Source organism: Thalassospira marina (assembly GCF_002844375.1).
Taxonomy (GTDB): Bacteria; Pseudomonadota; Alphaproteobacteria; order Rhodospirillales; family Thalassospiraceae; genus Thalassospira; species Thalassospira marina.
In genome coordinates this window covers 439002-456257 of sequence record NZ_CP024200.1, presented here as the reverse complement: position 1 = coordinate 456257, position 17256 = coordinate 439002, and the positions used below count along the sequence as shown (strand labels likewise).

16 protein-coding genes are annotated in these 17256 nt (G+C 54.4%); 7 read left to right on the top strand and 9 right to left on the bottom strand.

Annotated features, from left to right (window positions below; translation table 11 throughout):
* Nucleotides 1–151: 151 nt before the first annotated feature.
* On the bottom strand, nucleotides 152–1039 hold the full coding sequence (locus CSC3H3_RS22235) for an SMP-30/gluconolactonase/LRE family protein (protein ID WP_101286574.1): 888 nt from the start codon (nucleotides 1037–1039) through the stop codon (nucleotides 152–154).
* 300 nt (nucleotides 1040–1339) lie between these two features.
* On the opposite strand from CSC3H3_RS22235, the gene CSC3H3_RS22230 reads away from it, so the two are divergent.
* The 3 genes from CSC3H3_RS22230 to fhuB are packed head-to-tail and all read left to right on the top strand — an operon-like array spanning nucleotide 1340 to nucleotide 5049.
* Nucleotides 1340–2116, top strand: coding sequence for an ABC transporter ATP-binding protein (locus tag CSC3H3_RS22230; protein WP_101286573.1), 777 nt, complete (start codon nucleotides 1340–1342; stop codon nucleotides 2114–2116).
* Nucleotides 2117–2125: 9 nt separating this feature from the next.
* Nucleotides 2126–3052: an ABC transporter substrate-binding protein gene (locus CSC3H3_RS22225; RefSeq protein WP_101286572.1), complete on the top strand. Its 927-nt coding sequence runs from the start codon at nucleotides 2126–2128 to the stop codon at nucleotides 3050–3052.
* On the top strand, nucleotides 3049–5049 hold the full coding sequence (gene fhuB, locus CSC3H3_RS22220; protein ID WP_101286571.1) for a Fe(3+)-hydroxamate ABC transporter permease FhuB: 2001 nt from the start codon (nucleotides 3049–3051) through the stop codon (nucleotides 5047–5049). The genes CSC3H3_RS22225 and fhuB overlap by 4 nt, the downstream gene beginning before the upstream one ends.
* A gap of 44 nt (nucleotides 5050–5093) precedes the next feature.
* Here the strand turns inward: fhuB and CSC3H3_RS22215 are convergent, their stop codons facing one another.
* A complete protein-coding gene (locus CSC3H3_RS22215) occupies nucleotides 5094–5816 on the bottom strand; it encodes a Crp/Fnr family transcriptional regulator (protein WP_101286570.1) in 723 nt (240 codons plus the stop codon).
* A gap of 171 nt (nucleotides 5817–5987) precedes the next feature.
* On the opposite strand from CSC3H3_RS22215, the gene CSC3H3_RS22210 reads away from it, so the two are divergent.
* From CSC3H3_RS22210 to CSC3H3_RS22200, 3 genes are all read left to right on the top strand, one after another.
* Nucleotides 5988–6419, top strand: coding sequence for a pseudoazurin (locus CSC3H3_RS22210; RefSeq protein WP_101286569.1), 432 nt, complete (start codon nucleotides 5988–5990; stop codon nucleotides 6417–6419).
* A 64-nt stretch (nucleotides 6420–6483) separates the two neighbouring features.
* On the top strand, nucleotides 6484–7710 hold the full coding sequence (gene nirK, locus CSC3H3_RS22205; RefSeq protein ID WP_101268615.1) for a copper-containing nitrite reductase: 1227 nt from the start codon (nucleotides 6484–6486) through the stop codon (nucleotides 7708–7710).
* Nucleotides 7711–7725: 15 nt separating this feature from the next.
* Nucleotides 7726–8469, top strand: a complete 744-nt coding sequence (locus CSC3H3_RS22200) for a formylglycine-generating enzyme family protein (RefSeq protein WP_101286568.1) — start codon at nucleotides 7726–7728, stop codon at nucleotides 8467–8469.
* 117 nt (nucleotides 8470–8586) lie between these two features.
* Here the strand turns inward: CSC3H3_RS22200 and CSC3H3_RS22195 are convergent, their stop codons facing one another.
* The 6 genes from CSC3H3_RS22195 to CSC3H3_RS22170 form a co-directional block, all read right to left on the bottom strand.
* Nucleotides 8587–9381 (bottom strand): NAD-dependent epimerase/dehydratase family protein, encoded by a 795-nt coding sequence (locus tag CSC3H3_RS22195; RefSeq protein WP_101268619.1) that lies wholly within the window; start codon nucleotides 9379–9381, stop codon nucleotides 8587–8589.
* Between the two features lie 41 nt (nucleotides 9382–9422).
* Entirely contained in the window at nucleotides 9423–10709 is a 1287-nt protein-coding gene (locus CSC3H3_RS22190; RefSeq protein ID WP_101268621.1) for a TRAP transporter large permease, read from the bottom strand.
* A 3-nt stretch (nucleotides 10710–10712) separates the two neighbouring features.
* On the bottom strand, nucleotides 10713–11249 hold the full coding sequence (locus CSC3H3_RS22185; protein ID WP_101268622.1) for a TRAP transporter small permease: 537 nt from the start codon (nucleotides 11247–11249) through the stop codon (nucleotides 10713–10715).
* An 81-nt stretch (nucleotides 11250–11330) separates the two neighbouring features.
* A complete protein-coding gene (locus CSC3H3_RS22180; protein WP_101268624.1) occupies nucleotides 11331–12326 on the bottom strand; it encodes a TRAP transporter substrate-binding protein in 996 nt (331 codons plus the stop codon).
* Nucleotides 12327–12524: 198 nt separating this feature from the next.
* Nucleotides 12525–13454: a 5-dehydro-4-deoxyglucarate dehydratase gene (gene kdgD / locus CSC3H3_RS22175; protein WP_101286875.1), complete on the bottom strand. Its 930-nt coding sequence runs from the start codon at nucleotides 13452–13454 to the stop codon at nucleotides 12525–12527.
* Between the two features lie 514 nt (nucleotides 13455–13968).
* A complete protein-coding gene (locus CSC3H3_RS22170; RefSeq protein ID WP_245881437.1) occupies nucleotides 13969–14871 on the bottom strand; it encodes an SMP-30/gluconolactonase/LRE family protein in 903 nt (300 codons plus the stop codon).
* A 287-nt stretch (nucleotides 14872–15158) separates the two neighbouring features.
* Between CSC3H3_RS22170 and CSC3H3_RS22165 the strand changes: the two genes are divergently transcribed.
* Nucleotides 15159–16082 carry a dihydrodipicolinate synthase family protein gene (locus tag CSC3H3_RS22165; RefSeq protein ID WP_101286566.1) on the top strand — a complete coding sequence of 308 codons (924 nt, stop codon included), beginning with the start codon at nucleotides 15159–15161 and terminating at the stop codon, nucleotides 16080–16082.
* A 275-nt stretch (nucleotides 16083–16357) separates the two neighbouring features.
* On the opposite strand, the gene CSC3H3_RS22160 is transcribed toward CSC3H3_RS22165, so the two are convergent.
* Entirely contained in the window at nucleotides 16358–17074 is a 717-nt protein-coding gene (locus CSC3H3_RS22160; protein WP_101268630.1) for a FadR/GntR family transcriptional regulator, read from the bottom strand.
* Nucleotides 17075–17256 lie beyond the last annotated feature (182 nt).

The following is a 17256-nucleotide window of genomic DNA, read 5'->3' as shown; positions in this document are numbered from 1 at the left end:
GACCCTAATGGTGATCGCAAAAGACGAGAAAACCAAGACCTAAAAACCGAAATTCCGCAACTTTTCTAAAACATTACAAAATTGCCACGAAGACCGCACAGCGGGCTTTGGGGAATGTCTGATTACGGAAATTATACTGCCATCCATCAACCTAACCGGCAAAGGCATGGCAGGGCGCACCAGCAACACCCGTTTCAATGGCAAGCAGGGCCCCTTCAAGCGGTTTTGTGCCATCGGTATCATCTGCCGCCGATGTAATATAAAGCGTGGTCATATCCGGCCCGCCAAACACGCAACTGGTGGGGTTGGTAACCGGCACATCAATGATGCGGTCAATTTCACCATCCGGGTTAAACCGGATAATGCAGGACCCGCCATAACGCGCGTTCCAGATAAACCCGTCCTGATCAATCGCCGAGCCATCCATGCCGCCCCGCCCCTCGACCGAGCAAAACAGTCGCGGGTTGCTTGCCATGCCCGATGCCATATCAAAATCATAAACATCCATGCGATTGGCCAGGGTATCGCCAAAATACATTCTGGTGCCGTCGGGCGACCATAACAGTGTGTTGGAAATACCAATATTTTCACAAAACCGGGTCATTTTGCCGTTGGCATCCACCCGGTTTAGCGTGCCGCTATGTTGGGTAATGGCCACGGCCTCGCCATTGGGGCCAATATTGTTTTGCATGGTGCCATGCCAGAACCGGCCCATCGGGTCCACGCGGGCTTCGTTTGAACGGTTTTCAGAATGATCCGCATCGGGTGCCACAAAGGGGGTTAAATTGCCCGATGCCGGGTCAAAAAAGGCCAGCTCACGGTGCAGTGCCACCAAAAACCCGCCTGCCTCGCGCGGTACAATGGCGGAAATCAGGCTGTTAAACGTCCATTTTTGCAAATCATTTTGCGCCGGTTTCCAGGCAAAGGCCGCCTTGCCAATAATATCAACCCAATAAAGGGTCTGGCTGTGCTGATCCCAGAACGGCCCTTCGCCCAGTTGGCAGCGCAGATCGGGCAATGGCGTTTGAATTTCGGTCATGACGTTTCCCTGATAACTGGTTTTATGCGGGCATGGTGCCGGTACACATGGCATGGCGAATAATCACCCATGCCAGGTTGCAGTTCGCTGCAATCCATTGCCTTCATTGCTAGCGCGACCGCGAAACGATGAAAAGCCATAAAATAAGATAAAGTTGGCTTTTATCGAATTTTGCACTGCAATCGCAACTCGGTTGCATTTACATCAGGTTATTGATAAGCATTCTCACAAATTCAATGATCGGCAAAGCCGCCGCCATATTCCATGGAACGGCACTGCCCTAACCGAGTTCAAGAAGCAATGTTTGACCTGAAGGATGTTGGCTTTCGCACCGAAGGCAAAACAGCCAAATCCCTGTTATCCGACATTACGGTTTCGTTCCCGTCGCAGGCCTTTTCGGCCATTGTCGGGCATAACGGGTCGGGCAAAAGTACGCTTCTGAAAATTCTGGCCCGCAAATACCGCCAGTTTGACGGTGACATTCGCATGGGCAATGTCGCCCTTGAACAACGTTCCATCCGCGATTTTGCCCGCGAGGTGGCCTACCTGCCGCAGAACCCCACTGTACCGCCGCATCTGACCGTGCGTGAACTGGTCGGTTTTGGCCGTTATCCCTGGCGCGGGGCCTTCGGGCGTTATCGCGCCGCGGATTATGAGAAAATCGAACAGGCCATGGCATTAACCCATGTCGATACCATTGCCGATCGCATTGTTGCCAGCCTGTCAGGCGGCGAACGCCAGCGGGTATGGCTTGCCATGCTGCTTGCACAGGATGCGCCCATCCTGCTGTTAGATGAACCAACAAGCGCCCTTGATGTCGGCCATCAGCGTGACATTCTGCATCTTGTATCGGACCTGAAAAACACCATTGGGCTAACCGTTATTGCCGTTTTGCACGATATCGACATGGTCGGACGTTTTGCCGATCACATTCTGGCATTGCGGCATGGCAAGACCTGCTGGCAGGGAACGGCACAAAATTTCATGCAGGCTGGCACACTTCGCCAAATCTATGACGCCGATATCGGGGTTATCAACCTGCCGCAAACCAACATTTCCGTCAGCTACATTGCATAGAGGCATCAAATGCGCCGTCTGTTATCCATCGCCATTTCTGCCCTGTGCATTGTTGCGGCTATTGCCAGCCCCGCATGGGCGCAAGGCAAAACCTATAACCACGAAATGGGCACCGTCACCTTTGACACCCCACCGACCCGCATCGCCGTTACCAACTGGTCGCTGGCCGAAACGGTAATTGCGCTGGGCATTGACCCAGTCGCCATTGCCGACCCCGACCTGTATTACGAATGGGTGGTCACACCCGACCTGCCGAAGGATTTCGTTGATATCGGGCAGCGCCAGTCGCCCAATCTGGAAGCCCTGCGCAAGGCAAAGCCGGACCTGATCCTGATTACAAAGGAACTGGCCATGGCCTATGACGCGCTTTCGGAAATCGCACCAACAATGGTGATTTCGATTTTTAATAACGACCAGCCGGCACTTGATAGTATCCGCAAGGCTACCCTGAAAATTGCCGACATTACCGGCAAGCAGGACCGCGCGCAGGAAATTCTAACACAGGTCGACGAAACCCTTGCCCACGACGGGGATCGCATCCGGGCGGTTTTGGGCCCTGATCAGAAAATCGTCGTTATTCGCATCAATTCCGATGCGCAAATCAATGTCTTTGGCCCACCATCCCTGCCCAATACGGTGCTGGCAGCGATGAATATCCCCACCGCCTATAACGGCGAAACAACCGGCTGGGGCTTTGCCCGTGGCGGACTGGAACTGCTCGCCCCCTTTGCCAATGATACCCTTGCCTTTATCGAACCAACACCTGCACCCGTGCGCCAGCGCATTGTTAATTCGCCACTGTGGAAAATGCAGGGCTTTGCCCGCAAAAACCGCGTTTATCAGGTGCCCGCCGTCTGGACCTATGGCGGGCCTTATTCGGTCATGCGCTTTGCCGATCTGCTTGCCACCCAAATTGAAAACGGCCCCTATAAATGATGCTGCGTCCGGCCCGTGCCGCCACCCTGATACCGGCCGTTTTCATATTGCTGGCCACTGCCAGCCTGTTGATTGATCTGGTGCCCTTTGCCCAACATGGTGCGACATGGCAGGCCCTCTTTGCGCCCGATGAAACCAGCTTTGATCAGATATTCTATCATTTCAGCACCCTGCCCCGCACAGTCATGGCCTTTATGTGCGGTGCCGGGCTGGCGGTTGCCGGTGCCGCCATCCAGACCATTTTTCGCAACCCGCTGGCTTCCCCGGTTACGCTTGGCGTGGGGTCCGGTGTTGAACTGGCACTGACGGTTTTTCTGGTACTGGCCCCGGCATCGCTTGCAAACTGGCAGGACCTGTTTACGCTGGCGGGTGGTATGGGCGCGCTGGGCATTGTTTATCTGATCGCATCAGGGCGCAGCAATGCATCGCTGTGGCTCATTCTTGCGGGTATGATTGTTAATCTGCTTTTGCATTCAGCGACTCAAATTTTCATTTTATTTAACCAGCAATTTCTTGATTCGGTTTTTATGTGGGGTGCAGGCGACCTGGCCCAGAATGGCTGGGACAGCACGCTTTACCTGGCCCCGCGCCTGATCATCGCCATACTAGCAGTCGTCGCACTGGTGCGCCCGCTTGATATTCTGGCACTGGGGGATGAAACGGCAAATTCCCTGGGCGCGCCGGTTAAATGGTTGCGCCTCGGCATCCTTGCCATTGCCGTTTTCATCACTGCCAGCATCATTTCCACCGTCGGCATGATCGGCTTTATCGGCCTTGCTGTACCCGCAACGTTGCGGTTCGTTGGCTATACCCGGTCGCGCGGGTTGCTGGCGATGTCGTTTCTGGTGGGCGGCTGCGGGCTGGTCATTATCGATTATGTCATGCGGCACTTTGCCGGTACGGGTGGCGATATTTTCCCGACCGGGGCGGCAACCGCCCTTATTGGTGCGCCCTTTGTCATTATCATTTTGCGCAAGGCGCGCATCATGCCCGATGGCAATGCCAACCGGCAGGACCACCCAACCGATTATAAAATAACATCACGCCACATGCTGCTGACCGGGCTTTTTGCCTTGCTGGTGGTAGGGCTTGTCGCCTCACTTCTGGTATCGCTTGATGGTAACAGCCACCCGGTTTTAACCCCGATCAGCGATCTGTTCGCCTTTACCAGCACCATTGGCGACCGCACCCAGCGCACCCTTGCTGCCATTGTGTGTGGCGCGGCCCTTGCGGTTTCCGGCACATTGATCCAGCGTGTGGGTCATAACCCCATGGCCAGCCCCGAAATCACCGGGGTCAGCTCGGCAACTGCGCTGACCATGATCATCGCCATGGTTTATTTCGGCTTTGATGGCCGTACCGAATTAATGTTGATCGGGTCCGTCGGCGGGATCATATCGCTGTTTGTGCTATTGGCCCTGTGCCGCAATTTCAACCATGCGCCGCATTATCTGCTGTTAAACGGCCTGGCGCTGACGGCGGTTTTGGGCTCGGTCGTGCGCATTGCGCTAACCCATAGTGGCACCAAGGCCACCATGCTGATTTCCTGGCTGGCTGGCACCACCTACTTCACCCGGCTTGATGAAGTCATAACGGTTGCCATCATCACCGCCATCCTTTCCATCCTTATCCTGCTGGCCCGCCGCCCGCTGGAACTGGCATCGATGGGATCGGATCAGGCGGTATCGCTGGGTCTTGGCATTTCGGCGTTCCGCCTTGCCATGATGACGGGTGCAGCCATTCTTGCCGCTGTTTCAACCCTGCTGGTCGGGCCGCTTAGTTTTGTGGGTTTGATGGCGCCGCATCTGGCGCGCATTGCCGGTTTCCGGCTGGCCGGGGCGCATTTGCTGGGCGCCATATTGATTGGCGCCAATGTCATGATGGTGGCCGAATGGCTGGCGCGAAACATCATTTATCCGCAACAACTACCCACCGGCTTGATTGCGGCGTTGATTGGCACCGCCTATTTCCTGATCCTTTCTGCCCGGCGATCCTGAAATTTAAAGCACCCTTACCCGAACCAGGACCGATCAGGGGCACATCATGCGTGATGCTGCCCCAAAACCACCAGCCCGTCAGCATCGCTGACCACAATATGTTTGCGCCGGCTTTTTACCAGCCCCTTCTTTTCCCACGCACTAAGCAGGCGGCTGATGGTGTGAAGGGTGGTTGCTGTCATTTCCGAAAGATCCTGCCGGGTGATGGAAAAATCCACCTCGATGCCATCCTTCACCTTGCGCCCTGTCTGTTCGACCAGGCGCAATAAAGTATTGGCAACACGCTGTTCAACCTGCTGGGTCGCCATTTCCACCACCCGCATATTGATTTCCCCCATCCGCTGGCCAACTACCTTATAGGTTTCCGACGAAAAACCTTCGTAATCGGCAACAAAATGGTCCCACATCGTGGTCGGCCAGCTCAGAATAATCGCTTCGGATGCGGTTATTGCCGTTGCCGGATAGGTATCACGCCCGATCGCCTTGGCGATGCCAAAAAGCTGCCCGCTTGGGATATGCAGGGAAATTACCTGCTCGCCCGCCGGGGTAATACGCAACACACGAATATACCCATCCAGCAGCATGTAAAACCGTTCGGCCGGGTCGCCCTCGGTAAAAACGGTAACGCCTTCGGCACAGCGCCGGGCGATTGCATGATCCAGTATTTCCCGGATCTGAAAATCCTTTAAGCGTGAAAAGGGCGGAATATGCGTCAGCAGGCTTTCATCAAGCCTTGCCAGTGACTTGTGTTCGCTCTGGTTTTCCATCCGCTTGTCTGTCCCCTTGCCTTTTTGTGCACATCCCCCGTGCACGCCGCCACACGAATAATTCTTAAATTCAACCGCGGATTCACTCCAAAGGTTGTTCTAGCGCAAAGTTTATATCGGTCAGTCAGGTATTTTCACCCACACAAATCAAAAACTGAAAGGGGATTGAAAATGTTCCGGACAATCGCAACAGCAATGGTTCTTGCCACCGTTTTTGGCGGAACGGCGCTGGCTGAAACGTTTGAAGTGCAGATGTTAAACAAAGACGGCGACCAGACAATGGTGTTTGCGCCCGACCATCTGCGAATCGCACCGGGTGACACCGTTAAATTTGTCCCGACCGACAAGGGCCATAACGCCGCCACCGTCAAAGACCGCATTCCCGAAGGCGCCAAACCCTTTGCTGGCAAACTCAGCAAGGAAATCGAAGTTACCTTCGATACCGAAGGCTTCTATGCCATTGAATGCAAACCGCATTACGCCATGGGCATGGTCATGACCATCGTGGTTGGTGACGCCCCGGAAGCCCCGCAAAGCTTCCTTGAAGGCCGCGTCCCGCCCAAGGCCAAAGCCCGTTTTGAAGAACAGCTTTCCAAACTTTGATCCACACATCCCCCCTTAAAAACTGAACAGAAGTTCAGGGCATTTCCAGAAACTGGAGGCAAAAATGCGTAAAATGTTCGATATCGACGGTCTGAAAATCAATCGGCGCAATATCCTGCGTGGCGGCTTTCTCGCCGGTGCCGCAGCCGCAACACTGGGTGCCGCGACCGCACAGGCCCAGCCGATTGCAGCCCGCCCCAAACTTGTCACCCCGCGCAAGCTGCCCATCGCGCAGGCAAGCGCACAGGCAGCCGAAAAACCCAAGGCCAAACCGGCCGATCTGACCGGCTATGACCGCGTCAAACAGGAACTGGTCATGCCGCCGTTTGCGCCAAAGCATGAACAGGTTGCCAAGGGCGGGCCAAAGATCATCGAAATCACGATGGATATCGAAGAAAAACTTCTGACCGTCGATGAAGATACCGGTGCCAGCATCTGGGCGCTGACCTATAACGGTTCTGTCCCCGGCCCGCTGATTATTGCCCACGAAGGCGATTATATTGAACTGACCCTGCGCAACCTTGCCACCAATGCGATGGAACATAACATCGACTTCCACGCATCGACCGGCGCGCTGGGCGGCGGCGGCCTGACCCATATTTACCCGGGTGAAGAAACCGTTCTGCGCTGGAAAGCCATCAAACCGGGTGTGTTCACCTATCACTGCGCCCCCGGTGGCGCGATGATCCCCTATCATGTCACACATGGCATGAATGGCGCGGTCATGATCCTGCCGCGCGATGGCCTGAAAGACCGCGATGGCAAAGCCCTTCGCTATGACAGCATCGCCTATATCGGCGAACAGGATTTCTACCTGCCGCGTGATGAAAATGGCGATTACAAAACCTATGACGCCGCAGGCGATGATTATGCCGACAGCGTTGATGCCATGCGCACCCTGATCCCGACCCATTCGGTGTTTAACGGTTCGGTCGGCGCCCTGACCGGCGACAATGCCCTGAAGGCCAAGGTCGGTGAAACGGTTCTGATGATCCATAACCAGGCCAACCGCGACACCCGCCCGCACCTGATTGGCGGCCACGGCGACTATGTCTGGGAAGCAGGATCATTTGGCGATGCCCCGCAAACCGGGCTTGAAACCTGGTTCATCCGTGGCGGCAGTGCCGGTGCGGCCATGTATACCTTCAAACAGCCCGGCGTTTACGCCTATGTAAACCACAACCTGATCGAAGCTGCCCTGTTGGGTGCAACGGCACATTTCGTTGTCGAAGGTGCCTGGGATAATGGCCTGATGGAACAGGTCGTCGCCCCCCGCCCGATTGCAAAGTAACGGGAGATCAAAAAAATGACCGCCGCCTGTCAGACTGGTTATCGTGCGAAGGCTTTCGTCGTTGCCGGGCTGCTGGCGGCGTCATTATGGGGCCTTGCTGCATGTAACAAATCCCATGCCGACCTTGCCTATGTGCCCGAACTGGCAGAAAAACCCGTAACCCTGCCCGATGGTCACAAAATTTACGTCCAGAAATTTGAAGTCACCATCGCACAATGGAACACCTGCCACGCTGAGGGTGCCTGCGAGGAAGAATTGCGGGCACCAGCACGCCACAACGCTGCCAATGTCCCGGCAACCGGGCTTAATTTTTCCGACGTGTCGCAATATCTGGCCTGGATCAACAAAAAGTCCCGCCATACCTTTCGCCTGCCGACATCTCAGGAATGGGCCTTCATGGCAAAAACGGTCCTGCCGGAAAAGCCCGCCCCCATCTTTACCGATCCCGATTTGCGCTGGGCATCGGCCTATCTGACCAAGGGGCTTGGTCCCCGCGCGCTAAAGGACCAGGGGTCGTTTTCAACCAGCCCCGAAGGCATTGTCGATCTTGATGGCAGTGTCTGGGAATGGACAAATGACTGTTACGCTGGCAACGGTATTTCACCCAACCCGGACCGTTGCCCGGCCTATTACGTTGCGGGCGAACATATGGCCGTTATCCCCTTTCTGGTGCGTGACCCGGCCCGTGGCGGCTGTGCTGTCGGCACCCCGCCCGCCCATCTTGGCTTTCGACTGGTCACCGACCAGAAGCCGGTATAACGGCTGGTGTAACGCCAAAGCTTTGACATCAAATACAAAAAAAGAAGGCCCACCATCACGGCGGGCCTTCTGCGTCAGTCCTGAACAAACTGACGGGTTGGTAAACGGGATATTTACTTAATCCTCGAAATGGCCGCGCGCGGCAAAACCACCACCCTGATAAATCACAGCAGGATCATGGCGGTCTTCCTCGGGGAATTTGGCCTCGATATCGGCACGGAATGCCTCGGAGCTATCCTGCGGCTGCCAGCCGATAAAGGCGGCATGGTCATTGTTCCACCAGACCGACTTGTTGGGTGAAACGCCATACATCACGGTATGGCCGGTCATTGCGGCGTCAAAAATCGCCTTGATCAGCGAAATAAAGTCCCGCGGGCTCATCCATGTGGCAAGCATACGGCGGTCTTTTGGCTCCGGAAAGCACGAACCGATACGAACGCTGACCGTTTCGACATCAAATTTGTCGTAATAATAGCTCGCCAGTGCTTCGCCATAACATTTGGTCACGCCATACAGGCTATCGGGGCGCAGTTCCGCCTTGTCATCAAGCAGTTCCGTGCGCTTGTGAAAACCGATCGCATGGTTGGAGCTGGCAAACATAATGCGCTTGACGCCATTTTGCCGGGCAGCTTCATAAACGTTATAGGTGCCCAGAAAATTTGCCTGCAGCAGGTCATCAAAGGCAGCTTCGATTGAAATACCGCCCAGATGAACAATACCGTCGCAATCCTTGACCAGATCAATCACCGCAGCACGGTCCGACAGGTCGCATTTTACAACTTCTTCATTCGGGCCAGCTTCGCCCATATCCGAAATATCGGACAGGCGCAGAATATCGGCATAGCCCTTCAAACCCTCGCGCAGGATTTTTCCCAAATTGCCGGCAGCACCGGTGATAAGAAGCCGTTTCATAGGATCTCCTGTAGATTAAGCTTTGTCTTTAATGGCATCTTTTAACTGCCGAAAACAAGGTTTGGTAAGGTCAGCGAAATGGCCGGAACATAGGTCGTCAGGGCCAGCGCCACCAGAATGGCCAGGTAAAACGGCCAGATCGTCAGAACGGCCTTTTCAATTTTCACCCCGCCAATCGCACAGCCAACAAACAGGCAGGACCCGACCGGCGGTGTACACAGGCCCAAGCCCAAATTCATCATCAAAACCATGCCAAACTGCACCGGGTCCATGCCAATCTGCACGGCAAGCGGCAGGAAGATCGGCGTACAGATCAAAATCAGTGCCGCCATATCCATCACCATCCCGGCAATCAGCAGCATCAGGTTGATCAGCAACAAAATGACAATCGGGTTCTGGGTGTAACCGGTGATGAAACCGGCCAGTGTTTCAGGCACCTGATAAAAGGCCAGCATATAGCCATATGCCGTGGCGCAACCCACCAGGATCATCACCAGCGCAGTTGTTTTGGCCGCCTGGCGCACGGCAGTTATAAAGCCATGCCAGCTAAGTTCGCGGTAAACAAGCGTGGTAATAACCAGTGCATAGGCAACACCAATGGCGCCCGATTCAGTAACCGTGAAAATGCCGCTTAACACACCGCCAACAATGATGACGGCGGTAAAGAAGCCCGGAATGGCGCGCACAGCAGTTTGCCACAACACCTTCCAGCCCGGAAACGGAACCGACGGGTAACCGTGCTTCACCGCAACCGTCCAGGCCGCAATGCCCAGCAAAACGCACATCAAAACGCCCGGCACAAACCCCGCCATAAACAGGCGCGAAATCGAAATACCGCCGCCTGCCGCAACGGCATACAGGATCATATTATGGCTGGGCGGGATCATGATACCGGCGATGGATGATGTCACCGTGACATTGACAGCATAATCAGCGCGGTATCCTTCCTTTTTCATGATCGGAATAAGGATGGACCCCAGTGCCGATGTATCGGCCACGGCCGAGCCGGAAATGCCGCCAAACAGCATGGATGAAAACACGTTCACAATGCCAAGGCCACCACGGCGCGCACCAACAAGGGCGGTTGCAAACTGCACCAGTCGGTTGGCAATGCCACCATGAAGCATCAGTTCGCCAGCAAAAATGAAAAACGGAATGGCCAGCAGCGAAAACGACCCTACCCCGGAAGACAGGCGCTGAAACGCCACGAAATAGGGCAAACCTTCGTAAAGAAACGCGGAAAGTGCCGCCAGTCCCAGCGCAAACGCCACGGGCATGCCGATGATGATACCAAAGGCAAACAGGCCCAAAAGAAGTGTAATGCCCATTTATTACGCGTCCTCGTCGAGCAGATCGTCACTGAAATACGGGCTTTGCGAAATCCTGTCCCAATTCGCCAGAATGCGCAAAATATGCAGGATCGAATAAAAGATCAGGCCACAGCCGCACGCCACCATCGGCACATAACGCCAGCCATCCGAAATATGAATGATCGGCACCTTCTTGATCCAGTTGACCTCGGCCAGCATCCAGCCGCCCCGGGTCATATAAAATCCGAACACGCAAATGCCGATATAGCTGAGGATCGCAAGGCCAGCGGCAATTTGCGACGGCATGGAATCACGCACATAGGCAACGGCAAGGTGGCTGTTATCGCGCACACCGGCTGCCGCAACCGGAAAGGTCACAAATACCATCAAAATCAGGGAAACCTGCTCAACCCAGGTCGGGGTGGAATTCAGGACATAACGGCCGAAAACCAGCCAGGCAAAACTCGGGATCAGCAGAACAAGGGATACGCCGCCAATCAGATAAAGTATCCGGGATATGAATTTACCCAGGCTGTCTAGCATCAGGGTTATTTGCATATTGGTTCACCAGCCACCTGGAAATTGAAAAATCGAAAAAATCAGGGGCGGCATGTGATGCCGCCCCTGACCAGAAATCACTTATTTCTGGGCTGCCTGGATTGCCTTGACCAGTTCGGCCTGGTCGGGGTTTTCCTGCTCGAATTTTTCGTAAATCGGCTGCATCGCTTTCTGGAACGGTGCTTTGTCGGTAATTTCGTTTACCTTCACACCCGATGCTTCGACCTTTTTCTTGTCTTCCTCGGCAACCTTGGACCAGGTTGCGCGCTGCAGTTCGGCGGACTGCATGGCGGCATCACGGACCAGTTTCTTGTCGTCATCCGACAGGCTGTCATACAGGTCCTTGTTCATGCACAGCACTTCCGGAAGGATCAGGTGCTGGGTCACGGAATAGTATTTTGCCGCTTCGTAATGGCCCGACGATTCATAGGACGGATAGTTGTTTTCCGCCCCGTCAATCACACCAAGTTTCAGCGACTGGAACACTTCGCCATAGGGCATCGGTGTTGCGTTGCCGCCAAGGGCCGCAACCATCTGCACATACAGATCGTTGCTCATGACGCGGAACTTCATGCCCTTCATGTCTTCGGGTTTTTCGATCGGCTTTTTGGTGTTGTAAAACGACCGTGCGCCAGAATCGTAATAGGCAAGCGGCTCAAGGCCGGCATTGCGGATACCTGCCGAAATCTGTTCACCGACCGGACCATCCATCACCTTGTGCATGGAATCCATGTCTTTGAAAATGAACGGCAGCGAAACCACATTGGCTTCCGGCACGATTTCACCTAGCGGACCAAGGTTGAACTCGGCCCAGTCCAGGCCGCCAAGGCGAACCTGCTGGATGGCATCGGGCTGATCGCCCAGCACACCGTTATTGTAAACCTTTGCTTCCAGACGTCCGTCTGAACCCTTGTTAATCAGTTCGGCGAACTTTTCCATGCCGATGGTCACCGGATATCCCGGCGGGTGAATGTTCCAGCCGCGCCATTCGCGCGCCTGGGCCACACCGGCCAGCATGGTTGCCCCCATTGCACAGGCGGCAATGGTCAAGGTCGTCGTCTTCAAAAACTTGTTCATTATTAGGAATCCTCCCGTGACGTTAATCGTCGGCTGAACCTTCCCCATGGATGGGGTCTTGTTGTTGTAAGAAAAGCGTACAACTTGTAACTTGTAATTACAAGAGAGTGTTTTCCTCTTTTCCAACAAATGACGTGCCGATTTCTTTTGTGGCTTCGTCAATTCCGGTCTGGCTGCCCTGCAACCGTTGAAATCCGCCTAGAACGGGTGTTTCACCACGTCCTTGCCAAATGCCGATGCCATCACACCGGCCAGCATTTTCAATTCTTCACCTGTCAAATCCGTTAGCGGTGAACGTACCGGCCCGGTATCACGGCCAATAACCTTCATGCCCGCCTTCACGATCGACACAGCATATCCCCGGCCCCGATCACGGATTGCCAGATAGGGATAGAAAAATTCCTTCAGCATCCGGTTCATGCTGTCATTATCATCGGCACACAGCGCATCGTAAAAACTCAGTGCCTGCTGCGGCAAAAAGTTGAAAATCGCCGATGAATAGGTCGTCACCCCCGCCGCCTTATAGGCCTTGGCAAAGACTTCCGCCGTTGGCATCCCGCCAATATAGCTCAGCCGGTCACCCAGCAACGTGCAAACACGGGTAACAAGTTCGACATTGCCATGCCCATCCTTGAAACCAATCAGATTGGGGCATTCTTCGGCAAGGCGGGCAATGCTTTCGGCACTCAGGATCGAATTGTCGCGATTATAAACGATAACGCCAATATCAACAGCCTGGCACACCTGGCGAACGCGATCCACCAAACCGGCCTGCTCCGCCCCAACCAGATATTGCGGCAACAAAAGCAACCCGTCTGCCCCGGCCTTTTGGCACGCCTGCGCCAGTTCAACCGCCATGGCTGTACCATAACCGCAGCCCGCGATAATCGGTGTATTTCCGGCAACGTCTTTGGCAGCCTTCACCGTTTCAACGACTTCGCTTTGCGTTAACGAAAAAAACTCGCCCGTGCCACCGGCGGCAAACAGGGCCGCAGCCGGATATTGCGCCAGCCAGGCCACATGTGCACGGTAATTATCCAGGTCCAGCCGTTGTTCGGCGTCAAACGGTGTTACCGGAAACGACAAAAGCCCGGCACCAATGGCGGTTTTTAATTCAGAAAAGTCCATTTCCATCCCCAGATAGCTTGTTTGCTGTTCTTGTCGGGAAATTTAACAACTCATCATATCTTTGTGTCAATTATTATATTACGGCATTTCCCGTAGGAGACACATATTGTTTCAATAATTAACATTGATATTCATATAGTTAATAAGAAAATTGACGCCTTGCATCACGCAAATTTTAACGCCATTCCTGTAAAATAGTATGATGATGAATCATTTACAACCTGCTGACAGGTTACAAAATGGCTGCCTTTTTGCCCCCTGCAACACGCCTGCTTTACCCGCAAACCCAACCTGCATGATGAATATCACCGTAAAAGCGGATTCGGCTGATCAATTCCCATGCCACTAAAACAAAAAATGGCCAGCATCCGCAGGCGCCCCCGCAAATACTGACCATTTTCCAAACCCCTCCCCCAAGGGGTAACGCACCCCATCGGGGCCACTACCTTTTTCAGCATCACATTCGCTGCGCGACACTACATGGCGCACAACGCACCGGCATCAGAAGCCCTTCTTATGCCTCGCGAAACCGCGTTACAGGCACACCGGCCACATCCACGCGCAGGGCCATGACCCTGCCCGCATCAGGATGATCTTTCAGCTTTTGCGCATCGTAATTTTCGCTATGGCTGGTCACGAAAATGGTTTTCATGTCCGGCCCACCAAAGCACGGCATCGTCGGGTTGAGCACCGGCAGCGGAATTGACATCAAAAGCGTTCCATCGGGCGCAAAACGGTTCAAATTGCCCGCAGATACACCCGCACTCCAATAACAGCCCTCGACATCGGTTGCGGCCCCATCCGGGCGGCCCAGGGTATCGTCAAGGTCAAGGAAACGGGCGCATTTGGAAATTTCACCGCTTTGCGCATCAAACGACCAGCGATTAACCCACGGCCCGCGCGAATCCGAATGATACATAAACCGGCCATCGGGCGACCAGGCCAGCCCGTTTGATATTTTAACGCCGCCAACCTTATGCTCGACCGCGCCCTCACCGGTTACGCGAAACAGGCCGGCAACCGGCTGTTTTTCGGCATTCTGATCCATGGTGCCAACCCAAAAGGCCCCATCAGGGCCAATTTTACCGTCATTGGTGCGGCTCATGGCGTTGCCGCCATCTACTTCGGCAATCTTTTCACGCACACCCGTTGCCGGGTTAAACAGGATCACATCACTTTTAAGCGCAATCACCCAGCGCCCCTGATCGGTCAACCCAAAGCAGCCAACTTCGCTTTCAAAGCTCCAGCTTTCGCGCGCACCAGTGTCAAGCGACAGCGCATGGATTTTCTGCCCCAGGATATCGGCCCATAACAGGCGGTTATTTTCCGCATCCCAGTTCGGGCATTCCCCCAACACGCACCGGTCCTGCACCACAAATTCAACTTCCGGCATTGCCAGCCTGCTATATTGCGCCACCCCGGCCTCCCATTTCATCACATGACATTGAAATAAATCTGATTATGTCATGCAGGCAGGATCAAAACTTGTCAATCTTGTTAGTCTTTAACTAACAACCCACCCCGTCCACTGCTCTAAAAACAGGACTTCAAGACGCGATGCCAGCCCGCCAGTTAAAATTTTAACTTATAAATATCAATATATTGACGGCTATTTTGCGCCCTTGGCCCGCCCCTGCCTGGAAAAGAGATTGCCAATCCCCAACTTGTAACTTAAAAATACAACCAGACATCACGGAGGTTACAATGAAAACAAGTGCCGTCACCTCGGCAGATCTGGGGAAATCGATCCTTGCCGTTCCGCCCCTCGCCCGCAATGCGGACCTTGGCGTTTCGGACGCGGAAAACCAAAAACTTGTAAACCATCTTAAACAGGGTGGCGTCAGCACCTTTATGTATGGTGGCAATGCCAACTTTTATAACATCTCGGTTGGTGAATATGACGGCGTCCTTGACCAGCTTGAAAGCTGGGTTGGCGAAGATGACTGGGTCATTCCCTCGATCGGGGCTGATTATGGCAAGGCCCTTGACCAGGTTAAAATCCTAAAAAACCGTAACTTTCCAACAGCGATGGCACTGCCGCTCAATTTCCCGTCCACACCCAAGGGTGTTGACCAGGGATTGCGCCGCCTGGCCGATGCCTATGGCAAGCCGCTGATCGTTTATGTCAAATCCGACAATTACCTGACCCCGCGCCACGTCGCCGATCTGCTGGCCGATGGTGTTGCCTGCGCGGTCAAATATGCCGCCGTGCGCGAAAACCCGTCCATTGATGCCTTTCTGACCGAACTGACCGGCTATGCTGGCACGGATCGCATCATTTCGGGCATTGGTGAACGTCCCGCGATCGAACATCTGATGGAATTCAAGCTGACCGGCTTTACCTCCGGCTCGGTCTGCGTGGCACCGGCCCTTTCCACCGCCATGCTGCATGCTCTTCAGGCCGGTGACGTTGCAACAGCAACCACCATTCGCGAAAAATTCATCGCACTTGAAGATTTGCGCGATGGTTTCTCGCCGCTTCGCATCCTGCACGAAGCCGTTCGCCTGGCAGGCATTGCCGATACCGGCCCGATGTATCCGTTCCTTTCCAACATCGATGACCCGAAAGTCCTTGATGATCTGGAAACAGCATCGAAAGAACTGCTGGCAGCAAACAGCGCCGCCTAAATCAAAATGCGAACGGGCGCGCGGCCATCCGGTTGCGCGCTCAAAACTGTTTTGCGCCCGGTTTGTTATGATAGCGACAAAGCATCGCAAAAGGCCGGTCTTAACAGACAGTCCAATCATTGATGCGGCCGTATCAAAGCCGCATCAATGGCCTGAACTGGCAATGTCCCGGGCCACAAAGCACAGGGCACACACCGTCAGATGCACGGCCCAACGTCAGCACGATCAGCATCACAAACCGGAAGCCACTTTTTCAAAACCCGGGGGATATTTGGTTATTTGTCGCGGGCGTGGTCGGTGACGCGCTGGCGAGCCTGCATCAGATGATAACGCATCAGCAAATCTGCCGCCGCGGCATCCCGGCCCAGGATGGCGTCAAAAATCTGCTGGTGTTCACTGCAAACTTTCTGGGCGCGTTCTTTTGACCCCGTTCGCGTAATGCTGAGCGCGACACCCATGGAACCGGCAATGACGGAATGAAGCGAATTAAGCATGGTAACAAAAATATCGTTGCCGCTGGCCCGCGCGATAGCAAGGTGGAAGTCAAAATCCGCCTCGTTCGCAATGCCGCCGCTGCCAATCCCCTTTTCAAGGGTCCGCAGCGCATGCTCAATTTCCTTATGATGGCGGGTACCCGCACGTTCGGCGGCGAGGCGGGCGGTTTCGCCCTCAATCGCGATACGCGCTTCAAAACAGCGCAGCAATCCCGCAACATCGGCGGCCTGGGCAAATTCGATCAATCCCTGCGGCGGGCGTTTTTTCACAAACGACCCCACCCCCTGACGGGCAAAAACCAGCCCGTCGGTTTGCAATTTGCGCAATGCTTCACGCACGACCGGCCGCGAAACCCCGAAAGACGCACAAATCTCGTTTTCCGAGGGAAGCTTGGCACCTTCGGCAAGGTTACCCGAAACAATCTGTTCCAGGATCTGCCCATAAAGCTGATCTGCCAGTTTTTCGCGTTTCTGGATTTTAAGCTTCAATCCCGCCATGACGTGCCCCGCCCCAACTTGTCATCTTGTAAATTAACGTTGCAGGAAATTAACGCCAAAATACAAGCGGGTAAAGGGCAGAGGTATAGCGATGTGACATGAAACGCCCGGAAACAAAATAAATTCACCCTGCACCTGTCCGATTTTCCTTGAACGGACAGGCGCGGATGGTCAACATCCTG